Annotated in this window: 21 protein-coding genes; 11 read left to right on the top strand and 10 right to left on the bottom strand. The window is 58.4% G+C overall.

The features are described from left to right. The first annotated feature begins 159 nt into the window (after positions 1-159). The 3 genes from NTH_RS14235 to NTH_RS14225 are packed head-to-tail and all read left to right on the top strand — an operon-like array spanning position 160 to position 4,155. Positions 160-2,052, top strand: coding sequence for a ribonuclease H-like domain-containing protein (locus NTH_RS14235; protein WP_338530623.1), 1,893 nt, complete (start codon positions 160-162; stop codon positions 2,050-2,052). Then, entirely contained in the window at positions 2,034-3,110 is a 1,077-nt protein-coding gene (locus tag NTH_RS14230; RefSeq protein ID WP_338530622.1) for an adenylosuccinate synthetase, read from the top strand. The genes NTH_RS14235 and NTH_RS14230 overlap by 19 nt, the downstream gene beginning before the upstream one ends. Further along, a complete protein-coding gene (locus NTH_RS14225) occupies positions 3,094-4,155 on the top strand; it encodes a hypothetical protein (protein ID WP_338530621.1) in 1,062 nt (353 codons plus the stop codon). Before NTH_RS14230 ends, NTH_RS14225 begins: the two co-directional genes overlap by 17 nt. 327 nt (positions 4,156-4,482) lie before the next feature. Here NTH_RS14225 and NTH_RS14220 read toward each other — a convergent pair whose 3' ends face one another. The 7 genes from NTH_RS14220 to NTH_RS14190 all read right to left on the bottom strand — a co-directional run bounded on the left by NTH_RS14220 (position 4,483) and on the right by NTH_RS14190 (position 13,760). Next, positions 4,483-7,491 (bottom strand): type I restriction endonuclease subunit R, encoded by a 3,009-nt coding sequence (locus NTH_RS14220; protein ID WP_338530620.1) that lies wholly within the window; start codon positions 7,489-7,491, stop codon positions 4,483-4,485. Continuing rightward, the gene (locus NTH_RS14215; RefSeq protein ID WP_338530619.1) at positions 7,488-8,081 is read right to left on the bottom strand and encodes a hypothetical protein; all 594 of its coding nucleotides are present in this window, start codon (positions 8,079-8,081) and stop codon (positions 7,488-7,490) included. The genes NTH_RS14220 and NTH_RS14215 overlap by 4 nt, the downstream gene beginning before the upstream one ends. Continuing rightward, complete coding sequence (locus tag NTH_RS14210) at positions 8,078-9,808, bottom strand: restriction endonuclease subunit S (protein ID WP_338530618.1); 1,731 nt, start codon at positions 9,806-9,808, stop codon at positions 8,078-8,080. The genes NTH_RS14215 and NTH_RS14210 overlap by 4 nt, the downstream gene beginning before the upstream one ends. A 149-nt stretch (positions 9,809-9,957) precedes the next feature. After that, positions 9,958-10,869 carry a GIY-YIG nuclease family protein gene (locus tag NTH_RS14205; RefSeq protein ID WP_338530617.1) on the bottom strand — a complete coding sequence of 304 codons (912 nt, stop codon included), beginning with the start codon at positions 10,867-10,869 and terminating at the stop codon, positions 9,958-9,960. After that, on the bottom strand, positions 10,866-12,917 hold the full coding sequence (locus NTH_RS14200; RefSeq protein ID WP_338530616.1) for a type I restriction-modification system subunit M: 2,052 nt from the start codon (positions 12,915-12,917) through the stop codon (positions 10,866-10,868). The genes NTH_RS14205 and NTH_RS14200 overlap by 4 nt, the downstream gene beginning before the upstream one ends. 248 nt (positions 12,918-13,165) lie before the next feature. Beyond that, complete coding sequence (locus NTH_RS14195; RefSeq protein ID WP_338530615.1) at positions 13,166-13,432, bottom strand: conjugal transfer protein TraD; 267 nt, start codon at positions 13,430-13,432, stop codon at positions 13,166-13,168. A 1-nt stretch (position 13,433) separates the two neighbouring features. After that, positions 13,434-13,760, bottom strand: a complete 327-nt coding sequence (locus NTH_RS14190) for a conjugal transfer protein TraD (protein ID WP_338531920.1) — start codon at positions 13,758-13,760, stop codon at positions 13,434-13,436. Positions 13,761-13,932: 172 nt separating this feature from the next. Here NTH_RS14190 and traA point away from each other — a divergent pair, with 172 nt between their 5' ends. Then, positions 13,933-16,932 (top strand): Ti-type conjugative transfer relaxase TraA, encoded by a 3,000-nt coding sequence (gene traA, locus NTH_RS14185; RefSeq protein ID WP_338530614.1) that lies wholly within the window; start codon positions 13,933-13,935, stop codon positions 16,930-16,932. A gap of 119 nt (positions 16,933-17,051) precedes the next feature. Then, the gene (locus NTH_RS14180) at positions 17,052-17,267 is read left to right on the top strand and encodes a helix-turn-helix transcriptional regulator (RefSeq protein ID WP_338530613.1); all 216 of its coding nucleotides are present in this window, start codon (positions 17,052-17,054) and stop codon (positions 17,265-17,267) included. 306 nt (positions 17,268-17,573) lie between these two features. Here NTH_RS14180 and NTH_RS14175 read toward each other — a convergent pair whose 3' ends face one another. Continuing rightward, entirely contained in the window at positions 17,574-17,867 is a 294-nt protein-coding gene (locus NTH_RS14175; RefSeq protein WP_338530612.1) for a hypothetical protein, read from the bottom strand. A gap of 875 nt (positions 17,868-18,742) precedes the next feature. Next, positions 18,743-19,336 carry an HNH endonuclease gene (locus tag NTH_RS14170; RefSeq protein WP_338530611.1) on the bottom strand — a complete coding sequence of 198 codons (594 nt, stop codon included), beginning with the start codon at positions 19,334-19,336 and terminating at the stop codon, positions 18,743-18,745. A 37-nt stretch (positions 19,337-19,373) separates the two neighbouring features. Between NTH_RS14170 and NTH_RS14165 the strand changes: the two genes are divergently transcribed. The 3 genes from NTH_RS14165 to NTH_RS14155 all read left to right on the top strand — a co-directional run bounded on the left by NTH_RS14165 (position 19,374) and on the right by NTH_RS14155 (position 20,708). After that, a complete protein-coding gene (locus NTH_RS14165) occupies positions 19,374-19,613 on the top strand; it encodes a hypothetical protein (protein WP_338530610.1) in 240 nt (79 codons plus the stop codon). An 83-nt stretch (positions 19,614-19,696) separates the two neighbouring features. Beyond that, entirely contained in the window at positions 19,697-19,888 is a 192-nt protein-coding gene (locus NTH_RS14160; protein ID WP_338530609.1) for a DUF3606 domain-containing protein, read from the top strand. A gap of 412 nt (positions 19,889-20,300) precedes the next feature. Then, on the top strand, positions 20,301-20,708 hold the full coding sequence (locus NTH_RS14155; RefSeq protein ID WP_338530608.1) for a hypothetical protein: 408 nt from the start codon (positions 20,301-20,303) through the stop codon (positions 20,706-20,708). Positions 20,709-20,906: 198 nt separating this feature from the next. Here NTH_RS14155 and NTH_RS14150 read toward each other — a convergent pair whose 3' ends face one another. Then, on the bottom strand, positions 20,907-21,824 hold the full coding sequence (locus tag NTH_RS14150) for a LysR family transcriptional regulator (RefSeq protein WP_338530607.1): 918 nt from the start codon (positions 21,822-21,824) through the stop codon (positions 20,907-20,909). Positions 21,825-21,940: 116 nt separating this feature from the next. Here NTH_RS14150 and NTH_RS14145 point away from each other — a divergent pair, with 116 nt between their 5' ends. From NTH_RS14145 to NTH_RS14135, 3 genes are read left to right on the top strand one after another with little or no spacing between them, the layout of a single operon-like run. Next, positions 21,941-22,516 carry an NADPH-dependent FMN reductase gene (locus tag NTH_RS14145; protein ID WP_338531919.1) on the top strand — a complete coding sequence of 192 codons (576 nt, stop codon included), beginning with the start codon at positions 21,941-21,943 and terminating at the stop codon, positions 22,514-22,516. A gap of 47 nt (positions 22,517-22,563) precedes the next feature. Next, complete coding sequence (locus NTH_RS14140) at positions 22,564-23,130, top strand: DUF6506 family protein (protein WP_338530606.1); 567 nt, start codon at positions 22,564-22,566, stop codon at positions 23,128-23,130. Between the two features lie 32 nt (positions 23,131-23,162). Continuing rightward, positions 23,163-23,945 (top strand): arylamine N-acetyltransferase family protein, encoded by a 783-nt coding sequence (locus NTH_RS14135; protein WP_338530605.1) that lies wholly within the window; start codon positions 23,163-23,165, stop codon positions 23,943-23,945. Positions 23,946-24,183: the final 238 nt, after the last annotated feature.

Below are 24,183 nucleotides of genomic sequence, written 5' to 3'. Positions count from 1 at the left end.
TGGCCGAAGGCGAACTTTGTTCAATGGGGATAATGCGGTGCGATTTTCCGGCTCAAGGGATGCAGATAGGCCCTACAAGCACCGGAAGGAGAGTGCGGCGCATTTGCGCCGAACAAAACGGCATGCGCGGGGAAAGTATGTCGCCGTAAGGGGCTACGCATGACGTTGCTACTTGAACCGCAGGAAACTCCAAAATGGCAGCACCCGCGAGCTTTGCCGTCTAAGCTCAAAGAGCAACTGGCGTTATGCCGCTCGCTGCCCGAGCGGGTGCTCTTCCTCGATATCGAGACGACCGGCCTAAGCCATTACTATGACGAGATCACTGTAATTGGATGGTCAATCGCTGGGCGCTCTTCTACGATTGTCAAGGGCCAATGCCATCATCGGCTCATTGAAGATGCCAAGGATGCGGTGGCTTTGGTCACTTTCAACGGCATTCGCTTTGATCAGCGCTTTCTGCAGAAAGAGTTTCCCGATGTGACGCTGCCCGAGGCTCACATCGATCTCATGTACCTCTGTCGGCGGGTCGGCCTGACCGGAGGGCAAAAGGCGATTGAAAAGGTGCTTGACCTTAGATTGCGTGACGAAATTGCTGATGTCGACGGCTTCGCTGCGGTGTTACTTTGGCACCGCTATCTGCGTGGTGACGTGGCAGCATTGGAGAAGCTGATCCGCTATAACCGCGCTGATATCGCGGCCATGGGTGCAATCTTCGATCATGTGCTCGCCCGGCTCCTGATCGAACCCGACCTTTTTGAAGAGCCGGTGGAGTTTGAAAGCTGGGCTGCCCCCGCGGGATGGACTGAGATCCCAAGTTTTGAGGCAGCGGGGGACGATTTATCGGCGGCTCCTGATTTCGATCAACTGCTGTCAGATGGACCGGCTTCAACGGCTCGGATAGTCGGGATCGATCTTACGGGTTCAGAGAAGCGCGGTTCTGGCTGGTGCATGCTGGAAGGTAATAGGGCGTCCACAAAGACTCTCCATACTGATGATGAAATCCTTACTCAGACCGTAGCCTGCAAGCCGCATCTCGTCTCGATTGATTCACCGTTGTGCCTTCCGTCTGGCAGAACAAGCGTTGAGGACTCGGACCCTGGACGAGAGCGCTTTGGAATCATGCGGAAATGCGAAAGGGAATTGAAGAGGCGGGGCGTCAATGTCTATCCTTGCCTGCTGCCAAGCATGCAGAAACTTACTGAACGAGGCATAAGGCTCGCGAAAGTACTCCGAAAGAAGGGTATTCCCGTCATCGAAAGCTATCCTGGCGCTGCGCAAGACATTATGCGCATTCCTCGCAAAGGAGGTGGCGTTGAATGGCTGAAACTTGGATTGCGTGAGTTCGGCATCGAAGGTGGCTTCATCGACAAGAACGTCACCCATGACGAGTTGGATGCCATAACTTCTGCCTTGGTTGGGTCATTCCATCTGGCAGGGCTTTCGGAAGCACTCGGGTCGGAGGATGAAGCACCGTTGATTGTTCCTGATCTTAGAGCGGAACCGGGACCGATCGTCATCGGTGTCAGCGGCCCCATCGCGGCCGGCAAAACCACTTTTGCGCGAGCCTTGGAATGTAAGGGGTACGCCTACACGCGATTTAGTTTGGTCATAGACGATATCTTAAAAAAACGCGGTGCCCCGCTCAATCGGGAGAGCCGGCAGGCGCTGGGACAGGAAATCCAGGAGACCGGAAAGCAGCGCTGGCTGGCAGAGCAAACTATCAGACGTGTTTCGGAAGCGGTGAAGATCGTAGTAGATGGCCTGCGTTTTCCGGAGGACCATGCTTTCATGGTCGAACGTTTCGGTGCGCGCTTTCACCATGTTCACATCATGGCGAATGGTGATGTCAGGCGGCAGCGTTACCAGAAGCTTGGACAAGACGTGGACTTTGATACCGCAACACGCTCCGAGGTCGAGGGGCGGGTCAGCGAACTTCAATCGCTAGCGCATGAAATCCTCGTCAACGAGGGCGCGATGTCGGCAATTATGGAAAAAGCCGATGCAGTGGGTTCACATGTCGCAGGAGGGAAGCCATGCCGGTATCAATCGTGATCGGCGGGCAATTTGGCTCGGAAGGAAAAGGAAAGGTTGCGCTAGAGATCGTGCGGCGGGAGCAGAAACGCGTTCGTAGTGCTTCCGTAGCCGTCATTCGAGTGGGCGGCCCGAACTCCGGACATACGGCCTATGAACTTTCTGGCAAGAAGTGGGCGCTGCGGCAAATGCCAGCAAGCTGCATCGATAGAGATGTGGATGTTTATTTCCCCGCTGGTTCCTACCTGGACGCGGATGTTCTGCTTCAGGAAATGGAAGCATTGGACTACCCGCATGACAGAATATTCATCAGCCCTTACGCACAGATTATCTTGCCGGAGCACAAGAAGTGGGAGCAAGAGTCCAACCTTGCCAGTTCAATCGGTTCTACCGGCTCAGGAGTCGGCGCCGCCGTTCTGGCATCTATCGCGCGCGAGGCTAGCAACCTGAAGCTTCCATCGCGGGATGCTGCGCATTGTGAGCAACTACACAAGTTCACCCATCGCGGAGAGACAACCGGTTTGTTGCGAGAGCGCTTGGACAAAGGACATCGCGTTGTCATCGAAGGCACACAGGGTTTTGGCCTTTCCCTTCTCGATGGCGGATATTGGCCGAAAGCAACCTCACGCGCGACGACAGCCGCGGGCGCGTTGTCTGAATCCGGCCTGAGCCCCAGGGATGTAGACGACATAACGATGGTCATCCGATCCTTCCCAATCAGGGTTGCAGGAGATTCTGGCCATCTGGTCGATGAAACGACTTGGGAAGAAATTGCACGCAACGCCGATGTGGATTCAGATATTCAGGAATACACGACCGTAACACGAAAATTGCGGCGCGTTGGAAAGTTCGATCCAGTACTCGTTCGCCGTGCATTGGCGGCCAACGCGCCGACGAGGCTTGTGCTTAACCACATGGATTACATAGGATCTGAGGACAGTCTTCTTGATGAAGGAAGTCGCGTCAGGAAATTTCTCGAAAGGGTCGAACGTGATATTGGTCGCACCATTGACTGGGTTGGCTTCTCTGGGCTCGATGTAGCAGAACCGCAGCGAGTGGGGCATGAGCAAGAAGTCTAATTCCGAAGAAAGAGAGCTGTTGTCATGTAATGCGGCGGAGGCTTTGGCAACGAGTCTCAGCACCATTGATCCTCTTCCTGATATTCCTCCTTCTCTTTTATCGGCTGAACACATTAAGCAATATGTGCTGAAAACCGGCTTGATCGCTCCGTTCTATGAAGGGAAGCGCCTCAAAAAGGCTTCTTATGAAGGACGAATAGGAAAGAAGGCTTATAGATACGCCGACGGAAATGATGGGAAGCTCGAAGAAATAGAGATTCCACGTCCGCATGGAACACTTTTAATTCCAGCTAATTCTATTGTCTTTGTCGAATGCGATATTCAATTTAGATTACCAGATTATATAGCTCTAAGATACAATCTCCAAATACGCCATGTCCATAGGGGGCTTCTTCTTGGCACTGGGCCACTGGTTGACCCAGGATATTGGGGAGCATTGTGCATCCCTATTCATAATCTAACGTCAGAAGATTATGTAATTCCCAGCAATGAAGGTTTGATCTGGATAGAATTCACCAAAACCACGGGCAGTGGGCAAGGTGGCTCTGATGCTCTACAGGGAGACCCTCCAACAACTCAGGACGGACGAAGAGGATACTGGGAGCCACGGGCATTCGTCGAAAGAGCTTCTAAGAGCCTGACGGACGGAGTGCACGTTCCAATTCGCAGCTCCATACCAGAGGCCGTTGAAAAAGCATCTAAAAAAGCGGATAAGGCGATATCACGTGTAAATATCATAAGAAACATTGGAGTTGTGTCAGCTTTTGCTATATTTGTTGCAACTGTTATTTCTATACCTACTTTTTTGCAATCGTATAATAGCATTTATCAAGTATCGAAGGATTATGTGGATAATTGGAGGGCGCGGATTGAACATCTGCGGGAAAGAGAGATTGGCGATCTTGTTCAATTTCAAGATCGCCTTTCACAACAGCTTCAGCAGGCGCTACAGCGCATTGAGCAATTGGAATCTCGGATGCTCCCTCCGACCCCGGAGAGGCAGGGGCAACAAGGTGAGGGTGTGGAGGACGCAGAACCCCAGTGAAGCGGCATACACCCCAACCCTTCGATCCATTATTGAGATTGTCAGGCCACGCCGGAAGAGCCGGCCGCGGCAGCGCGACTTAGAGAAAATAGCCTCCGATAGGCCCGAAGTGGTTCAGGTTCCCTTCCAGTACACGAATGCGATTGCAACACTGTATTGGTGGAAGCACTCTTCCGCTGCCACTCAAATCCAGTCGGAATTTCTCTGCCCGCGCGTTCCCGTCACGGGCGGCTATCGGGGGCAATAACGGACTATGAAGGGCTATCGGCGGCTTATGGCGTGCCGCGACCGATAGTACTACGTTTACGCTATAGTCCTCTGACCCAATCAGGGATTTTGTGTTTCACGCACCTCGCGCAAGGCTCGACTGAAAAGGTGGTTGAATATCCGGTCGCGATCCTCAGCGTTGGTCATAATGATGTTCTGAAGACTGCTATCGCGCTGATATTGTTTGATCGTCTCTTCCAACAGGCGCCGAACGAAGGTCGGGCGCGATACGTCGGGAGGATTGTTGCGCAGCACTGCGGCCATCTCCTCGTCGAGCGCCTTGCGTTTCACCTGTTCCAACCGGATGAAATCCTCTTCCGTGAATTGCGTTCCGTGCCGCTCGTTGAACGACCTCACAATTTCGGAAAGAGCTTTGGCTTCGTCCTCAGTATAGGGCTTAGCCCCAAATTCGCTGATCGCTGTGAGTGGCTGCGTATCTCCCGCCTGGAGGGACGCGGAGCCAACCTCTTTTTGCTGCACGCGGAACGCCCGCAGACGCAACATCTCGTCGGTGATCTCCACTTCCGGAGGCTGTTCTCGGCTCGGCAGCATCCGGTCCAGCCAGTCAGCATAGGCGTAGAGTTTCTCGAGACTGGTATCGCCAAGGCGCACGATCTGCGCGACGAAGCTGTAAAATCGCTTGTAGCTTCGCAAGAGCTGCCGGAACTCTTCCTGCCGCCCTTCATCGTCATCGGCCTCAAAGCGCCCCACGGCATTGCGAACGAGCGCTTCCAGCATAACGCGATCCTGGGTTGAAAGCGTGCCCTTGAAAAAGACAGCGGCAAAACGCTCGACCTCGTTGCTGTCGAGATAGCCGAATGTGCGGATACGTGTCTCCAACTGATAAACTTGGTTTTTGTCGGAGACCGCTTCGAGGCTCGACACCTCATAGAATGGACGGAACGCCTCTTTGATCTCGTCCATCGTGTTCTGGAAGTCGAGGATGAAAGTCCGCTCTTTACCGGGATATGTGCGGTTCAGGCGGGAGAGAGTCTGCACCGCCTGAAGTCCGGCCAACTTCTTGTCGATATACATGCCGCAGAGCTTCGGCTGATCGAACCCCGTCTGGTATTTTTCTGCCACAATCAGAACTTGATAATCCGGGCTGTCGAAGCGTCTTGGAAGCTCGGTTTCGCTGAACTCGTTCAGCTCCACTTCCGTGTAGGTGGTGCCGTCGATGTGAAGCTCGCCCGAAAAGGCGACGAGGGCCTTGAGGTCCGGATAGCCTTTGTCCTCGATATATGCCTTCAGGGCGAAATAGTAGCGGAGCGCGCTTTCGCGGCTGGATGTAACGATCATTGCCTTTGCCTGACCGTTCAATTCCGGCCGGACGTGCCTCCTGAAATGCTCGACCATGACTTCAACCTTCTGGCTGAGCGCGGTCGGGTGTAGCGCGGCAAAGCGGGCGACCTTTCGCTGTGCCCGGCGCGTATCTAGCTCCGGGTCGTCATCGATGGTCTTTTCCAAGGCGTAATAGGCCTTGTAGGTCATGTAATTTTGCAGAACGTCGAGGATAAAGCCCTCCTCGATAGCCTGTCGCATGGAATATAGGTGGAAGGGATGCGGCAGCCCATCCGTGCCATATGTGCCGAAACGTTCCAGAGTGACGTTGCGAGGTGTCGCGGTGAAGGCGAAATAGCTGATGTTTGGCTGAGGGCCGCGCTGGCGCTGATATTCAGCAATAAGCTCCTCGATCTCGTCCGACGTTTTCGCTTCCTCCTCGCGGCTGAGGGCATCGCTCAATGCCTGAGCGCTCTTGCCCGACTGCGATCCGTGTGCTTCGTCGATCAGCACGGCGAAACGCCGTGAGCCTTGGCCGGAAATCACCCGAAGGTGTTCGGTCGAGAATTTTTGGATCGTTGTGATAACGATCTTAGCCTGGCCCTCGATGGCGGCCTTTAGCTGCCGTGAGGTGCCGTCGATCTTTCGGACCACACCCGGCGTCTGCTCGAACTGAGCAATGGTGCCTTGGAGCTGGCGGTCGAGAACGACCCGGTCCGTGACGACAATCGCCGTATCGAACACGGGGCGGTCACCGTCGTCGTGAAGGGTCACGAGTCGGTGCGCTGTCCATGCAATGGTGTTGGATTTCCCCGAGCCCGCCGAATGCTGGATAAGATAGTTCTTGCCGCTGCCGTTGGCGCGGGCATGAGCTAGCATTTTCAGAACAGCATCAATCTGGTGGAAACGCGGAAAGATCATCGCCTCCTTGCCGTTGCGCGTGTCGAGATGAAGAAATCTCCCGATAATGTCGAGCAAGACATCACGTGAGAAAATCGCTCGGCCTTCTGGCTGATCGGCCCAAAGATACGCGACGCGGAATTCTTCCTCGATGTCCGGATTCCCCGCTCCTCCGTTATGCCCACGGTTGAAAGGTAGAAAGCGGGTCTTGCCATTCTGGAGCCGGGTGGTCATGGACACGTTGTCCTGATCCACGGCAAAGTGAACAAGGGCGCCGCGCTTGAACGTCAGCAGCGGCTCATTGGCCGGTGCCCGATCATAGCGATATTGGCGCTCGGCATGTCGGAAAGTCTGGCCTGTCAACGTATTCTTCAATTCCAGTGTGATCACCGGAACCCCGTTGACAAACAGAGCAACGTCAATGGCATTCTCATTCTTGATGCTGTAGCGAAGCTGATTGATGACGCTGAGGATGTTGGCTTCGAACAACCCTACCAGCGCGGGATTTATGCCGGAGGCCGGTTTGAAAGCCGCGAGAAAGAATTTCAGGTTCGGAACCAGCTTCAACCCGTTTCGCAACAGGTCCAGCGCGCCACGCTGCTTCAGTCCCTGCTCAAGCTGCTTGAAGAACTCTGCTTCGGCCGAAGGGCCATAGTGGCTTTCCAGCTTCGCCCATTCGTCAGCCTGCGTCGCCTTGACGAACTCGATCACCAGCGCCTTGTCGAGCGCGGATGCGCGGTCATAGTCCTCAGGGCGGCGGGGGCGATAACCCTGGCGTTCCACAAGGGCCTTGCACATATGGACTTCCAACACCTCCTCGCGATGAACGCTGTCTTCCGAGAAGCCCTTGGCATAAGGGTGCGAAATTGGAGGCTGTTCGTAGTTCATGGCCGTTCCCCCCGCGCCATTCTGATTTCCGACACAGCCGAAACCAACGCAGTGTTGAGCGCCAGCATTGCAGCTTGAAGGTGCGGAAGGCTAACATATGCTTCGAACTCTATGGGTCTATCTGCCGCGTCAATTGGCGCTTTATACGCGCCGTAGCGGAACGCAGTGGAATTTGGGTCGATAGCGGCCAGTTCCTTCATCCGCCGTGTGATCCAGACGGGTACGTCCTCGCCATATTGCTCTTTGACCATCGCAACGAAGCTGTTGGTGAGGCCGACGAGATCGTGATTTCGCTTTGCCTGCGGCAACGCCGCCTTAAGGATGAGCTCGCAGGAATGGCGATAGAGGAAAAGCGCGGCATTACCTATACGGTAGTCGGCGATGCGCTTTTCCATAATGGCATCCACCAGCTCATTGGCGGCGGCAAAATACTCCTCGGCCAGGGAAGCGGCATTGGCTTGCATCATTCCGCCGATGGCGAAGCCATGCGGGCCGGACCATTCGTCTTCGCGTGCGTGATCCCCGGTAAGCTCCTCAAAGAGCGGCCGGGTCATCGCCTCTTCGGTGAAGATGTCGGCGTTATACCTCATCCGAACATATCCCGCGTTGTCGTATGGGCGGTGCGTGGCCCTTGTCCTCGCGGTGTTAAGCCTTGCCGCTTCATCCAGCCGAGCCAACGGGAAAGGTCATCCGCCTTGAACTTTTCGCCCTTTTCGGTGTGCCACTCGGTCAGCACCCCATTGATGACCGCTGTATCATCAGGCTCCTCGCCGTCCATCAGCGCGTCGTTCCAAACGGCGTAGAGGGTGGCAACAGCCTCCACTTCGCGACGGTCGAGGTCGCGAAGCGCGGTGATGAGCTTCCGCAGTTCGTTGGCTTTCGAACCTAGCAGGGTTTCCAGTTCAGCCTTGTGCTGCCCGGCTTTCGCAAGCGGGGCGTAGGTGACGGCGGTTCCGGTTCCATCGCGCTGGCTTGCCCGATAGAAGCCGGCAGCCTCCAGACCTCGCTCGGTCTCGTCGATCAAGGCTCGGTCGAGTGGACCGGCGGCCTCGCGGAGATAGTTGCCTTGCAACCCGTCTATGCCGAGATGGGCCTCGGCAAGATAGAGTTCTTTTTGTAGTTTCACCCGCCCGAACTTCGGATTACCCTGATGCCGGTGGACGATCTCGGCTCCGACGATTACGCGGAACTTGCTGCGATCCGGCTTTGTCGTGACGGCAGGCAGTTTCTCGCGGATATCGATCTGGCCTGTAACGGCCGCGGTGATGAGGGCTGCGCGGCGTTCTTTCAGGAGTTCAACAGAACGAGCGACCTTATCCGCCGCCTCGTCGGCATGGTTTAGCTCCTGTTCGGCTTCACCAGCAATTCTGCGTTGCTCTTCCAGCGGGGGAACAGGCAACATGATGAGGCGAAACTGTTCCCAATACAGCCTTAGGCGGAAGTCGGTGATTCCCTTCGAGCCCTGCCGCATCTGCTCGATGAAAGGTGGGGTGCGAAGCAGGAACTGGTAGTAGGGACTGTGTAGGTCGCATGTCGGTTTCGCGACCACGTATGCAGGGCTCACGGCGCCATCGACGGAGGAAACGCCGACTGCCCCCTGCCATGCCCGCATCATGTTGTAGGCTAGGTATCCGGGCCTGACGCGTTTATAGCTCGAACGGTCCTCGATGAGATTCACCTTGCGGTCACGTTCCTCATCGTCAAGCTGCCTGTCCGATATACCGCGATGAATTGAGACCGAGAGGACGGGAAGATCGCCGGTATTAGGCTCGGTCACCTGGCGGAAAAGATGCCCCGCTCGCTGGAGCGACCAATGGGCAGGGATGCGTGGAATATGATCAAGCCTCGTTTGCAGGGTAGCGGCGCCCTCCACAGCCGCACCCGTCACAAGCTCTGCAACCGCCTGTCTGGCGCGCCTGTGCAGCAACTCTACTTGCCGCTCCTTCTTCGCGATCAGTTGGTCGATGTGGGCGGTTTCGCGGTCAAGGAACTCGGCGATGGCGTTCTGAGTGAAGAGATCAGTGACAGGAACGCGGTGATTGAGAATGGCGTGCTCGGAAACGCGTCGGAGCCCGCCTGCACCAGTCATGCTGGCCATTCCGACTGCTCGAAAATCTTCCGAGGACAAAACGTAAAGCAGATATCGTGGATCAATACGGCGCGTGTCGGTACGGATGACATGCACTTCCGATGTCGCGTAACCGACACCACAACTGAGTCCTTGCGCCAGCGCTTTCTTCCCATTTTCGAAGCATGGCGTAACCTTGGCCAGCAGCAGATCGCCCTCCGCAAAGAAGTTGTAACTACCGGATGCCACGTCTCCGAGAGGTCGCGTCCGCGATACGTCCAACCCGCCTAGGCCGTCAGCTAGCGCCTCCATCGGGGCGAACGTGACCTCTGCATCGGTGAGAGCTGTCTGATGCGGCAACGGGCGCGGCCCAATTTTGACGACATGCCTAAGCCGCATTACTCACCCTCCGCTTGATCGCGGGCGAGTTTTTCAGCTTCCCAGTCGCCGTAGGTTTTCCGCTGCCCCGTCACCTTCCATTCGAGCCTACCATTGGCGGCTCGGCCGTTGATGACGGCCGCAGCGGCGCTCGGACTCCTGAAGGCGTAGTTTTCGCTGAATACGCGGATGTCGCCGTCCTCTCGCAGTACTCCCGACTTCACCAATTCATCGTGCAGTGCCTGGTATGAATGGGATTCGACTCCTTCCCAAGACTTGCGCGCCTGCGACCCCTTCTCGACCACAAATTCACCACCTTCCAAGCGGGCCGTGGCCCGAAGACCATGCCTGCGCGCATGGAGCTCAAAGACGGGTACTTCATCGGTCGCGGCAATGCCCATCTCGCGTTGTGAGATTGGGCGCGTGTTCTTCAGGAAGGAGTCGACACGCAGCGCAGGCAGGATCATCAGGACGTGATCCAAAAACGCCTCCATATTCGCCCGCTGCGCTTCCGAGAGGCCCGGACGGCCAGGATCGGTGCCATTCTCCAGCACGATACGAGCTGCGTGGCGGGCTTCCTCGATCAACCGCGCCTCAAGATATTTGACGTGCGCCTTGTTGAGATTCCGGTCGTTCGAGGTGATCAGGACCGCCTTGTCCCACCACTCCTTCCGACTGTCGTGGTTGCGGATGCGCTCGGCGACATCCTCACTTTCGCCGATATAGGCCAGTGGCTCGCCTTCCCGTTCGCCGATCAACAGGTAGACGCCAGTGCGGCGCGCCTGCTCGCGCTTCAAGGCTTCGATGATTTGTGTCCGAGGCGTCATCAGGACGTGACCGGTCCAGTTGAAGACCTCGGCAGTCAGCATCCCGTCCGGCCGTCCGTCGATGAAGAAGAGTTCGAGCGCGCGTCCCTTGATACCCTCGTTCATCCCGCCACCTCGGTCAGGAGGCTGGCAATGTCCGCTTCCAGCGTTTTCAACTCGGCGTCGATTTCGGCAAGCGGGCGCGGCGCAACATAGCGGTAGAAATAACGGTTGAAGTTGATCTCGTAGCCAACGCGGCCGACGCCCTTGTCGGCACTGTCCCGATAGCTCTCATCCACCCACGCGTCCGGCACGAAAGGCGCTACCTCGCGGGCAAAATACTCTTTCCAATCCTCCGTGAGCGGCACCAACTCGTGGTCGCGCAGTTCGGGGTCCGGCTCTGGATTGCCGTTCTTGTCGAGGCAGATGGCGGCGTTCTCATCCCGCTCGGACAGAGCGGCGAGGATAGCCTTCCTGACGGGCGCGCCGATCTTCACGCCCGCGCCCTTCAGCGCCTTGGTCAAAGCAGTCTCGAAGGCCGGCCGATCCTTGAAGAGCGTGTTGGGAAGCCGGTTCGTGACAACGTTCAGCACGTCATCCTGTTCGGCAGGATCGAGCTTGAGGAACGGCTTGGCGAGCTTCAGCCGCTCGATGCGTTCGGCGCTGGCCTGGAAGTTCAGCCGGAGCGGGCGTTCCACCCTGATTTCCCGATAGCCGAAATCGGTCGTATTGAAGATCTTCGACACCTCCCCCCACGGCCCGCCACCGTTCGCCATCTCATGAAAGATCATGGCAATGGTCTCGCGGGCATCGTCCCGGATTTCGCGGCGTTTGGAACCCAGGTTCTTGCGCATGGGCGTCCAGAACCGCTCACCAGACGCGTCGATAAGCTGAACCTTACCGTGCCTCGTCGGTTCCTTCCTATTGGTCAGGAGCCACACATATGTCTGAATGCCGGTATTGTAGAAGAGGTCGGTCGGCAGAGCGACGATGGCCTCGACCCAGTCGTTTTCCAGCATCCAGCGGCGGATTTCGCTTTCACCCGACCCAGCGCCACCGGTGAAGAGCGGTGAACCATTCATGACGATGCCGATGCGTGAACCGGCCTCGTCGTCCCGCATCTTGGAAATCATGTGCTGGAGGAAAAGAAGCTGGCCATCGGAAATCCGAGGCAATCCCGCACCGAAGCGGCCTTGTTTGCCTTTGGTCTCAGCCTCTTCCTTGATGGGTTCCTGATATTTCTTCCAATCCACGCCATAGGGTGGATTCGACAGCATGTAGTGGAACTTGCGATCCTTATGCGAGTCATGCGTCAGCGTGTTGCCGAAAGCGATGTTCTCCGGGTCGTGCCCAGTGACCAGCATGTCCGACTTGCAAATGCCGAAGGACTCGCCGTTGAGCTCCTGGCCGAAAAGTTCGACCCGGATGTCCGGGTTGAGATCGCGCATTCCCTCTTCGGCAAGTGCCAACATTCCGCCCGTACCACATGCCGGATCATATACTTGGCGGATGATGCCCTTACCAGTGAGTGCCTGTGAATCGTTGACTAGTAGAAGGTCAACGATCAGACGGATGACCTCGCGCGGCGTAAAATGCTCGCCCGCTGTCTCGTTCGAGATTTCCGAGAAGCGCCGGATGAGGTCTTCGAACAGGTAGCCCATCACAAGGGTGGAAACTCCCTCGGTGGGCTTCGCCGGCAGCGGCGGTGTCAAATCAAGCGTGGCGAATTGCTCGAACACCTTCCAAAGAAGGCTGGCTTCGTTCAACCGCTTTAGCTGATCGGTGAAGAGGAACCTTTCGAGAAAGACCTCGCGGACGGAATCCGAGAACGCCGTGATGTAAGCGACAAGGTTCTTGTGCGCATCCGCCGGATTCTGCGAGCGGATGGTTTTGAAGGACAATGAACTGGTATTGTAGACGCGAATGTTCCCGCCGACAGCTCCGAAGAGCATCATGTCGCGGGTCTGCTCGTCGATGCCCTCTGGCAGGTTTGCGTGTGCTTTGAGGATGGCATCTTTGCTGGGCTCAAGAATGCAGTCGAGGCGGCGTAGCACCACGAAGGGCAGAATGACCTTGCCGTATTCGGATTGCCTAAAGTCGCCGCGCAGCGTCTCGGCGATCTGCCAAACGAAGTTGGATAGCGCTTTGGCTTTTGCACCTACATTTTGATCCACGCAAATCACCCGCCCATTGGCCGATTCGCGCGCAAGCGAGCATCGGGACGATGATCGTCTCGGCCCGAGCCGACGTGTAGATACTTTAACAATACTCGTTACTGCTTAACAGACTGGAAATGTCAAGGACGGTGGCCGGCGCGGCAAGGACATGCGGGAGGTCGGATATGGAATGATCCCCCAGCGGCAAGCTGCGCGCTGGCGGGCAGCGCTGCGATATTTGAGGTCTCCGCGCCGCCCGCCAGCGGCTAAGACCGACCGTGCTGGCCTGGTGACACGGTTGGTGTCTCGCCTTTGTGTTCCGCCAAGAACGCCTGCTTTCCCTTTTCGGCCCAGAGCGCGCGTGCATATTCGCCTTGCTCGCTGTTGAGCTTGTCGGCCATCCAGAGCAGCGCCCCGAGTATGGTGGAGCGATTATCGCCCGTCAGTTCGACGATCCCCGACTTGACGACGAGGCCGCCCAGTTCAATCAGATGCCGCGTGCGCTTGCGGCGCTCGATTTGCCAGTTGCGCATGTCATGCCGCGCCTGTGCCGCCTGATGCCGGTTCCGCGCCGCCCGGTTGCGCCGGAGCGCCGCCAGTGTCGCGCTCAGATGCCGAAGCAGATCGCCGCGATTTGCTGCGAAAGAACGCCGCGCCGCGCTTCGTCCACGCCTCCCGTTTGGCAGGGTCTTTTGTCTCCGCCAGCGCGACCAGCGCACCGGCCAGTTCCTCGGCGCTGAGGTTATCGGCACCTGTTGCGATCACCAGTTCGCCGAGCTGCTGCACCTTGCGGGTCTTGAGTTCTTTGGCCTTGTCCTCAAGCGCTTTCAGTTCCACATCATAGTCCCGTGGCTTGCGCACCATCACCTCCATAAGCTGTTGATGCAGCGATGATAGTTGAGCGCCTTGCGGAATGCTTCTATGTTGCAGGGACGGTGCGGGACGCCCCGGTCCATCCCGAGATTTTTTCGAGGGAGGGCGCGCTTATACGTCGTTCCGACGTGGGCTTGGCCGTGCCAATTCTTGGATCGCGATGGCGATCTATCATCTTCACGTCAAGGTCATTGGCCGCAAGGCAGGCTCCAGCTCGGTGGCGTCCGCCGCCTATCGCTCGGCCTCGCGGCTGCGTGATGAGCGGATTGACCGCGTGCAGGATTTTTCGAAGAAGCGGGGCGTCGTCCATTCCGAGGTGCTGCTGCCGGAGAACGCACCCGAGCATTGGTCGGACCGCGAACGGCTGTGGAACGATGTCGAAGCGTTCGAGGTGCGCAAGGACGCGCAGCTTGCCCGCGAGGTAGAGTTCGCCATTCCGCGCGAGATGACAAAGCGCCAAGGCATCGAGCTTGCCCGTGACTTCGTGCAGGCCGAATTCGTGGATCAGGGCATGATCGCCGACCTGAATGTGCATTGGGACATCGGCGAGGATTGGATGCCCAAACCCCATGCGCATGTCATGCTCACCATGCGTGAAGTGGACGAGAACGGTTTCGGCCCGAAGGTGCGGGAGTGGAACCGAACCGAGATGGTGGAGCGGTGGCGCGAACGCTGGGCCGAGCACGTCAACGAGCGGCTGGCCGAACTCGACATCGACGCCCGCATTGACCATCGCAGCCTTGAGGCGCAGGGCATCGGTCTGGAGCCGCAAAGTCAGATCGGTGCGCCAGCACAACGGATCGATGGCGAAGGCATTGAAGCCGCCGACCGGGCGGAGATGCACCGCGAGATCGCCCGCAACAATGGCGAACACATCATCGCCGATCCTTCCGTCGCACTGGACGCGATCACGCATCAGCAATCGACCTTCACGCAGCGCGACATGGCAATGTTCGCGCACCGCCACAGCGACGGCATCGAGCAGTTCAACGAGGTGATGGGTGCCATGCGCAACGCGCCGGATCTGGTCGAACTCGGCAAGGATTCGCGCGGCCAGGACCGCTTTACCACGCGCGAGATGATCGACGCCGAACAGCGCCTTCACCGCGCCGCCGAGATGATGGCGGAACGTGAGCGGCATGAGGTGAACGAACGAGACACAGAGGCGGCACTTGCCCGTGCCGAACAACGCGGTCTTGTTCTGTCCGGCGAGCAGGCCGATGCGCTGGCGCATGTGACGGACGGACGCGACCTTGGCATTGTCGTCGGCTATGCCGGGACGGGAAAGAGCGCCATGCTGGGCGTGGCGCGCGAGGCGTGGGAAGCGGCGGGCTACGAGGTTCGTGGCGTTGCCCTGTCCGGCATCGCGGCCGAGAATCTGGAAAGCGGGTCAGGCATTTCCTCGCGTACCATCGCCAGCATGGAACATGGGTGGGAGAACGGCCGCGACTTGCTTGCGTCACGCGATGTTCTTGTGATCGACGAAGCCGGCATGGTGGGCACGCGCCAGATGGAGCGCGTGCTGTCCCATGCCGCCGATGTCGGCGCAAAAGTCGTTCTGGTCGGCGATCCGCAGCAGTTGCAATCGATTGAAGCGGGTGCGGCGTTCCGCTCGATCCATGAGCGTCATGGTGGTGTCGAGATCGGCACCGTGCGCCGCCACCGCGAGGACTGGCAGCGCGCCGCGACGCGCTATCTGGCGACAGGACGAACGCAAGATGCCATCCATGCCTATGACAGCCATGATATGGTGCATGAAGCCCAGACCCGGGAACAGGCACGTGACGTGCTGATCGACCGCTGGGACCGCGACCGGCAGGCAGAACCGGATCGCAGCCGCATCATCCTCACCCATACCAATGCCGAGGTCCGCGAACTCAACGAAGCTGCGCGGGAGAAAATGCGGCACGCGGGCGATCTCGGTGATGACATTCGCCTCACGGTCGAGCGCGGCGAGCGCCGCTTTGCCAGCGGGGATCGCGTCATGTTCCTGCAGAACGAACGTGGGCTTGGAGTGAAGAACGGCACGCTCGGCACCATCGAACAGGTCAGTGTGCAATCCATGTCGGTGCGCACCGACGACGGACGCAACGTCTCCTTCGATCTGAAAGACTACGATCGCATCGACCATGGTTATGCGGCGACCATCCACAAGGCGCAGGGCATGACGGTAGACCGCACCCATGTGTTGGCGACACCAGGCCTGGATGCCCATGGCAGCTATGTCGCCTTGTCACGCCACCGCGACGGCATGGACCTGCATTACGGCCGTGACGATTTTGCCGATCAGGATCGGCTTGCCCGCACCCTGTCGCGCGACCGAGCGAAGGACATGGCGACCGACTATGAGCAGCTTGACCCGGCGCAGGACTATGCCGAGCGTCGCGGCATCACCTTCCGCGCCCGCGTCGCCGAGATCATGCGAAAGGTCGTGCCCGAGCAGGTCCGCGACAGGATAGACAGGTTGCTCGACGGATTGCACTCCCCCGGAGACAGTGTGCCTAGTCCTGCCGATGCGCAGCGGCCGGAGAGGGGAAGTGCGGATGTAGCGGCCGCGCAGCGCGACTCCATGCGGCCGGAACGAATGGAGGAGGAAGACCCGGAAGCGGCGCTGCGCAAAGCCCGCACGCGGGCGCTCATCCGTCACGCCGGCGCTGTGGACGCGATCTCCGAGGCGCAGGAGATGGGCGGCAGGGCGAGCCCAGAACAGGTGAAGGAATTGAACGATGCCCGCAAGGACTTCGAGGATGTGCGGCCTCACGGGTGGCAGGATGCCGAAGCCGCTTACGCCAAAGACGGAGACCTTGCCCGCGAGGCTGGATCAGGCAAGGTCAACCGCGCCATCCGCGCCCTCCAGCTTGAAACCGAGCTGCGCACCGATCCACAGCGCCGCGCCGACCGCTTCGTGGAACGCTGGCAGAAGCTCGACCGGACCAGCCAGCGCCAGTATCAGGCAGGCGACATGTCCGGTTACCAATCCACGCGGATGGAGATGGGCAGCATGGCCAAGAGTCTGGAGCGCGATCCGCAACTGGAATCACTGCTCGCCAATCGCAAGCGAGAACTAGGCATCTCGTTCGAATCAGGTCGCAGCCTTGGCCGAGAACTCGCCTTTACCCACGGCATCCACCTCGGCAGAGGGCGCGGACTTGGGCTGTAATCTTTCCTATTTACCGCCGTTTCCACGCCACTGTTCGACGCCAGTCAAATACCTATTGCGTAACAACAAATCGCTGTTTCTGTCTGGATCAGAAGCGACCAGCAGGAGGCACCACGGCTATGGACCAACCAGACCGTATCATCCGCCTTAGAACCGTCCTCGTCCGCACCGGCCTGTCCCGCTCCACCATCTATCGCAAGATCGCAGAGGGCACGTTCCCCGCCCAGATCAAAATCAGCATCCACGGGGCCGGGTGGCGGGAATCCGACATCAATCACTGGATCGAAGATCCCGCATCATGGAGGCCGAGGCGAGAAGGCGATGAAGTCCGATAAGGCCGGATGCGAGAGGTGGCTAGACGATAGCACAGGGTGTATCATGCAACGCAGTTTCCTGTGGAAACGGAATCGAGCCGCCGGTACGATTTTGGATTGGGTAATTTTGCGGGTATCGATCATTGATCGCACTGAAGATTTATCAATCAAATCAACTTGATAAGCTATAAGCTCGATTCCGCCTCTGGCACCATTCTTTTCAGGGTCCATTCTGGGCACATAGGTTACATTTTATACCGGATACATGGTGTAGTCTCTCTGCGTGGCCATTTTTGCCACTGAGGGTGGCACTTTTACCATCTTTGCTCAGCGGCAAAACTTATTGAAGCGCTCTGGACCGAACCAAAAAATATCGCCCTCGGCCGAAATTTCCAAGGCGTCGCCGCCCTCAAGTGGGATGGCAACGCGTATCCCTGGGCCAGTCCCCACGTTGCTCGTTGCGTAGTGCGCTTGATTGTTGCCGTCACGCAAGACCAATTCGTCGACATAATCCATTAAAACACGCTCGCCGGGAGCCTTAGCATCGCTGGTGTAGAGGCCGCATGCCAGCGCCGGAAAGGCAGTGCACGCTAGAGCCATTGAGATCAACAGTTGCTTCAAGGAGATTCTCCTCACTCGAAGAAGGACTTATTTCAGTATCGATCAATGCAATCGTTCCTCTTTGCCCAAGGACGAGGCTGCCGATCGTATCGACTGTCCATAGAGCTGCATCTTGCGGCATCAGCCATAAGAAAGGATGAATTTCTCGGAGGCATCCTTGGAAGTTGCGTGCCCGTCAGATCGGGCCTGGAACCATCTTCAAACGTGCGGGTTTATGCGAGGACGGGCGATTCAGCCCTTCCGCCCCCTAGCCCAAGCCCGTCGCGGCCGGCCCACTCCTCCCGGGTCGGCCGTTTGACATCGTTCCCGCGACGGTCGCTTCGGAACCATGCTCGTCCACGCTGGTTTGGCGCGCGATGGGCCTGGTTGGAAATCTCCATGTCCCTCCTCGCAGCCCATCGGCCGGCCCAGACACCATCCCCTGGGTCGGCCCTTTTTGTTGCCGGTCAAGTGTCATATCTAGCCATAGACGCTGCCCGCGAACGCCGCCATCTTCCTTCCATTCAAAAGGAGAAGACGCCATGGCAACCAAGTTGTCCTCGTTGAAGATGAGACAGGAGCATGGTTGATTGTTACGGAGGAGGATGGACCGCGCACCTTTGTTACATTTGCAGCGTCTGAAGCAGTTCTTGATCCGTCCACGGTGATGGGCGTAGATCAATTCCTCATCGTGCCCCCGAGAAATCACTTGCACCAGCGGGCGCAAAGTGAAGGTCCCTTCGACAGCATCAGCCCATGACGGCCGGTCCAGCTGCCCCTGAGCCGATCAGTTTGTTCTCAGAACTTGTAGGTCTTTTCGGTTGGCTTAGATCAGGTCAGGAAAGAAGAACTCGGAACTGAACGCGCTGTGGTGGTGTTGCCTCTGTGCGGCGAGATCAAGACACTGCCGCGTCGAACAAGGAGATCGACAATGTTGCGCGGCTTAATCCTATGGCTGTTGGGTGTTCCCCTCGTGGTGATAATCCTGCTCTACTTTTTCGTCTTTTAGCCTCGCATCCAGTCGCCGCTGGAACCGTCGTGCTACGGCAGCGGCCGCGGGTCATGAAACAGCAGGAAGTGCCTGATCCGGTGCTTTCGCGCAGGCGCGGTTGGTTTTGGTTGCAGTCCCTGCTCCACGGATGCTCCGGATCCACCGGCCTGCCCGTTTCATCACTGCCAACCAGATGCCCGCGTTCTTCCTCACGCTGGATGCGACCGTCGTGGCAGGTCTTGCAGACGCTCTCGGTGTTGGCCAGGTTGAAGAATAGCCGTTCGTCGCCCTTGTGCGGGATCTTGTGGTTGACCGTGGCGGCGCGGGGGTGGTTCGGCTTGCCCGTCACCAGCATGCAGCCGCAGCGCTGGCAGGTGAAGCGGTCCCGAATGAGGGCCTGTAGCCTTATGCCGTGCTGTCCGCGCCAGCGCATGTCGCGGTAGAGGTGGCGATGCGGCCGGGCGTCATGCGTGCGGCGCAGGTTGTCGGTCAAGGACATGGCTGATACTGCTCACGCGCAACACGATAGGGATGGAATGAACAAAACACAGACGAACTGCCCGATCTGCGACGGAGCGGCAAAGCAGGCCGATGCCACCACTGGCGACTTTCTAGAAATCAGTTGCCCCGAGTGCGGCGAGTTTCAAATTTCGAGGACGTTTCTACAGGTGGTTAAAGACCATCCCGTTTCGGTCAGGCGGCAATCGCTGGAGCGGGCAAAGATCCGGGCGCGATATGGTCTTCCACCGCTGGTGACTTCCTACGATCTGCCATAGCCGAGCGCTGCCGATGGGGCGGCGCTGCTTGTCGGTGAGCGTCACGGTTGATACTCTTCAAGCCGTTCTTGGAGGAGAGTTTAATGGCAGACGACAAAAGTAAGAGGGGACCACGAGATCGCGCAAGGGTCGCTCTCGAACAGCCGTATGAAGTCAGCTATTTCCGAAAGAAGCATGACCTCTCGCTTGAAAAGGCCAAAGATATCATTGAGCGCCACGGCCCAAATCGGGAGAAGGCCAACGAGGCAGCAGAGCACTACAAGAAAAGGCGCTAAAATTCGCCATTGGCCCTCATGACCCAGTCGATCCTCCGACGCATTTCGCTCGGAGCAATTGTGGCACTCGCAATTATCCCGACGACCTTGGCGCCTTCGCTCACGCAGGAATGCCATCCGAGTTACGACCCATGCGTGCCGATTGCCAGTGACGTCGATTGCGCCGGTGGTAGCGGCAACGGACCAGAATATGTCGAGGGACCGGTCAGCGTCATAGGACAGGATGAATACGGCCTTGATCGCGACAATGATGGAATAGGCTGTGAACGGGGCTAGCTGCCTCGGCACGCACGCGTTGGGCCCTGCGGAAGGTGCTTTGCCTCGCTGTCGAGTTACCGCTTACTGGAGGAGTTCTTCGGGTGTATAATGGTGCGCTCGCCGGGAGGGCGAGTTCTTTTCCTGGGGAACTACAATGCCACACCTGGCTACACTCTTCTTCAGAACTGCAGTCGTGTTTCTCATCATCGGAATTGCCATGGGCTTGCAGATGGCCATCTCCGGCACCCACAACGTCATCGGCGCCCACGCCCATGCAAACCTTTTGGGCTGGGCGACGATGGCAATCTTCGGCGGCTACTATGCCCTCAACCCTGCCAAGGCCCAAACCAGGCTCGCGAACCTTCAGTACTGGGTTTATACGGCAGGTGTCGCAGTGATGGTGCCGTCACTATACCTTCTACTTCTCGGCTATGCTGCAATTGAGCCGCTCGTCGCGTTGAGTTCACTCGTTAGCGCTGCCGGCGTGCTCATGTTCGCGGTCATCGTCTATTCCAAGGAACCGGCGGCAAGAATGGCCTCCGGCGCCATCGCAGCTGAGTGATTTTCAGAAGGCGGCGGCTACGTGCCGTCGCCCGGCTTCTTGCCACCTGGCTTCATTTGCGGTGCAAACGATTTCATCCTGCAGCCGTCGCAAGCAGCTTGAACCTCTGGAAGCTTGGACGTCTGAGGCGTGCAAACGAAATACCAGGAAAACATGGTTCTCATATCGGGCCGAAGGGAGAAGCAGGCCCGGTGTCCCTCAAGTTCCGGAAGCGTGGTTGGCGAGGATCGCCTCCCTGAATGCACGGGCCACGGGTCCAAGGGGCCGGTCGATCCTGCGCGCAAGATAGAACTGCACGTCGGTCTGGCCGCCGAGACCCAGAGCAACCACCGGCAGCCGAACGAGTTCCCCGCTTGCGAGGTTCTTGTCCACGACCCAATGGGGTAGCCGTCCCCAGCCGTGGCCGGCGCGGATCATCGCGTACTTTGTCTCTTGATTGTTGACGCGCCAGGTCGTTGGCGACAGGACGCCGAAATCGCGACCTTCGGTAATCTGGGTCGGGTCGGACAAGACGATCTGGACGTGCTCGGCCAGCACCACGGCCTCCAAAGTGTCCAAATCCTCTGCCGCTGCCGCCAGCGGGTGGGTTCGCGCAGCGACCGCGACAAAGGAATGCGAATGCATCGCCTCGAGCTCGATGCGCGAATCCGTCAGATCTTCGCCGGCCAGAATGCCCAGCGTCACCCGCCCCTCCTGAATCGCGGCAGGCGGGCCCCCGAGCGGCAGGACCTCGAGCCGGATACTCACGCCAACGTAGCTGCGACGGATGGCGTGCAACGCCTCCATGATCCAGGGCATCGGGTAGAGCGAGTCTATCACGATCGACAGTTCGAGTTCCACTCCCTCGCCGAGTTCTCGTGCCCGCGCTCGCATCGCATCGACCTTCAGGAGAATCGACCGCGCGTGGGCCAGCAGAGACAGACCCTGCGGCGTGAGCTTTGGCCTATGCCCGGAACGGTCGAAAAGCGTCACTCCCAACTGCGTCTCCAGGTTTCCAACGGAGTAGCTCACCGCGGATTGGACGCGCGACAGGCGCTTTGCGCTGCCACGAAAGCTTCCGGCTTCGACCACCGAAACAAAAGCTCGCAACTGGTCGAGCGTGAGCGCGTCAATCAATTGATCGATCCTTTCGAACAAAGCGATCGAAGCTTTAGCAATTGCCTAGAACAGGTGCCAGTGCCATTCGAGAAGCCAGGTTCGAATTGGCAACGCAGCGAAGTGAGAAGAATGCGATGATGTCTGGAGATCGAATTCGCACAGCGGTCATCGTGGGGAGCACCCGCGAAGGGCGGTTTGGAGATACAGTGGCGCGTTGGTTCGTCGGGCGCGCCGCCTTGGACGACGCGATCGACATCGACCTCATCGATCTGGCTGAAGCAAATCTTCCGGCCGCTATCACCGACACCCCTCCGGCGGAGGTGCAGGCCATGATCGGGCGTTTTGCGGCGGCGGATGCGTTTGTGATCGTCACGCCTGAATATAACCACGGCTATCCCGCCTCGCTGAAGTTCGCGCTCGATTCAGCGCGCGAGGAGTGGATGGCCAAACCGGTCTCGTTCGTGTCCTACGGTGGCATTTCAGGCGGACTGAGATCGGTCGAGCAACTGCGGCAGGTATGTGCCGAGCTGCACATGGTCTCAATCCGCGATTGTGTCAGCTTGCACAATTGCCACGGCATGTTCGACGAAACTGGCGCGCTCTCCGAACCTGATGGACCCAACGTCGCCGCGAAGATGATGCTCGACCAACTCCAGTGGTGGGCGGTGGCGCTCCGCAACGCGCGTGCCGATCGGCCCTATGGCTCCTGACGAAAGCTGCGAACGCAGGCTTCAGCCGCAGCAATAAGGGGAACGTGATGCATCGTGCCATCGTCTATGAATTTCCAGAAGCCGATCCGAATACCGATCGGTTCGTCCACGAGTACGAAAACGGCAATGTGACCATAGTGTTGGTCGGCCACGTGTCGATGGTCCCGGCGGTTGCCAAGGAGATGGCAGACTCAGGTGTTGAACTGATCGAATTGTGCGGCGGCATGCCGATGGCGGTGCGCGCCAAGGTGAAGGCGGCCGTACCCGCCGACACATGGGTCGCTGCCGTATCGTTCGGAATTGAATCGATCGTGAAAGCGGCCGAATTCAACAAGGCCTTTATGGATGGAAAGCCCCCAGCCGAGGTCGGCATGGTGCTGGCGCCGGGCGCCGATCCGTCCACCGACCGCTTCTCCCGCAGCGCCGGGCCTCAAAGCACCACCTTCATCATGGCTGACGAACGGATCGCGTCTCCCGTTGCGCGCCAGTTGGCGGATCAAGGGGTTGGCCTGATCGAGCTTTATGGCGGGTTCTCCGACGAGACCGTTTCGGAAATCATCGACGCCGTCGCGGGGCGGGCCGCCGTTGGCGTGAGCGGCTTCGGGCACAGGTGATCAGGGACAGTGCGAACCAGGAGGTGACCACCATGACCGCTGACCAGTTGTTCGCGGCGACCAGGATCGATCTCGATGCATATATGCGTCGGATTGGATACTCGGGACCGTGGGATGCTACCCTCGAGACGTTGCAGGCCCTGCACTATCTGCATCCGCAGGTGATTGCGTTCGAAAATCTGGATCCGCTTTTCGGCAACCTGCCCGTTCGGCTCGATCCGGAAGCGCTGGTCGACAAGCTGGTGCGAAAGAGGCGCGGCGGTTACTGCTTCGAGCAGAACCTGCTGTTCGGGATGGTGCTCGCAGCGTTGGGTTTCGGCGTCACCGGGCTTTCAGCCAGAATTTGTTGGAACCAGGATAACGGCGTGCGGACTCCGCGCGGCCACATGCTTCTGAAGGTGATGGCGGAAGGCGCGGAATATATCGCCGATGTCGGGTTTGGCGCGCTGACGCTCACGGGTGCGCTCCGCCTCGGTACCGACCGCGAACAGCAGACGCCGCATGAACGATTTCGCCTTATGGAGCGCAACGGTCTCTACCGTCTCGACGCTGAGATCGGAACCGACTGGCGGCCGGTTTATGTTTTCGATCTGCAGGCGCAGGTGCTCGGCGACTACGAGATCGCCAACTACTACCTGTCGTCGCATCCCAGCTCCCATTTCCGCGACACGCTCATTGCCGCGCGTCCCTTCCACGGGGGACGTTACGCCCTGCTCGGCAACCGGTTTACCGTCCATACGTTTGATGCGCCGCCGCAGCGCACGCTGCTCTCCAGCGTCGCCGAATGCACGACATACTTGCTTCCCGCTTTCTGATCGACGTTCCGCGCAACCAGAAAGCGGCCCTGTCGTCGGTCATCAGGTGACATCATAGTCTGACGCTCCCGGATTCGTGTTGGAAAGCTCGCTGATCAGATCGCAGGCGGATTTGCAGCGCTCACGCCGCAAGGAAGAAGGCAACGGCCTAAAACGTGTCGTCCCGTCTGCAAAGGAACGGAACGCGGTCGAACAATGGGATGAACGGGCGCCGATAAGTGTCCACGGATGCTCCGCG

Origin of the sequence: Nitratireductor thuwali (assembly GCF_036621415.1) — a bacterium.
Taxonomy (GTDB): Bacteria; Pseudomonadota; Alphaproteobacteria; order Rhizobiales; family Rhizobiaceae; genus Chelativorans; species Chelativorans thuwali.
Note: the sequence above shows the minus strand (reverse complement) of the source record. Positions and strands in the feature narration are given on the sequence as shown.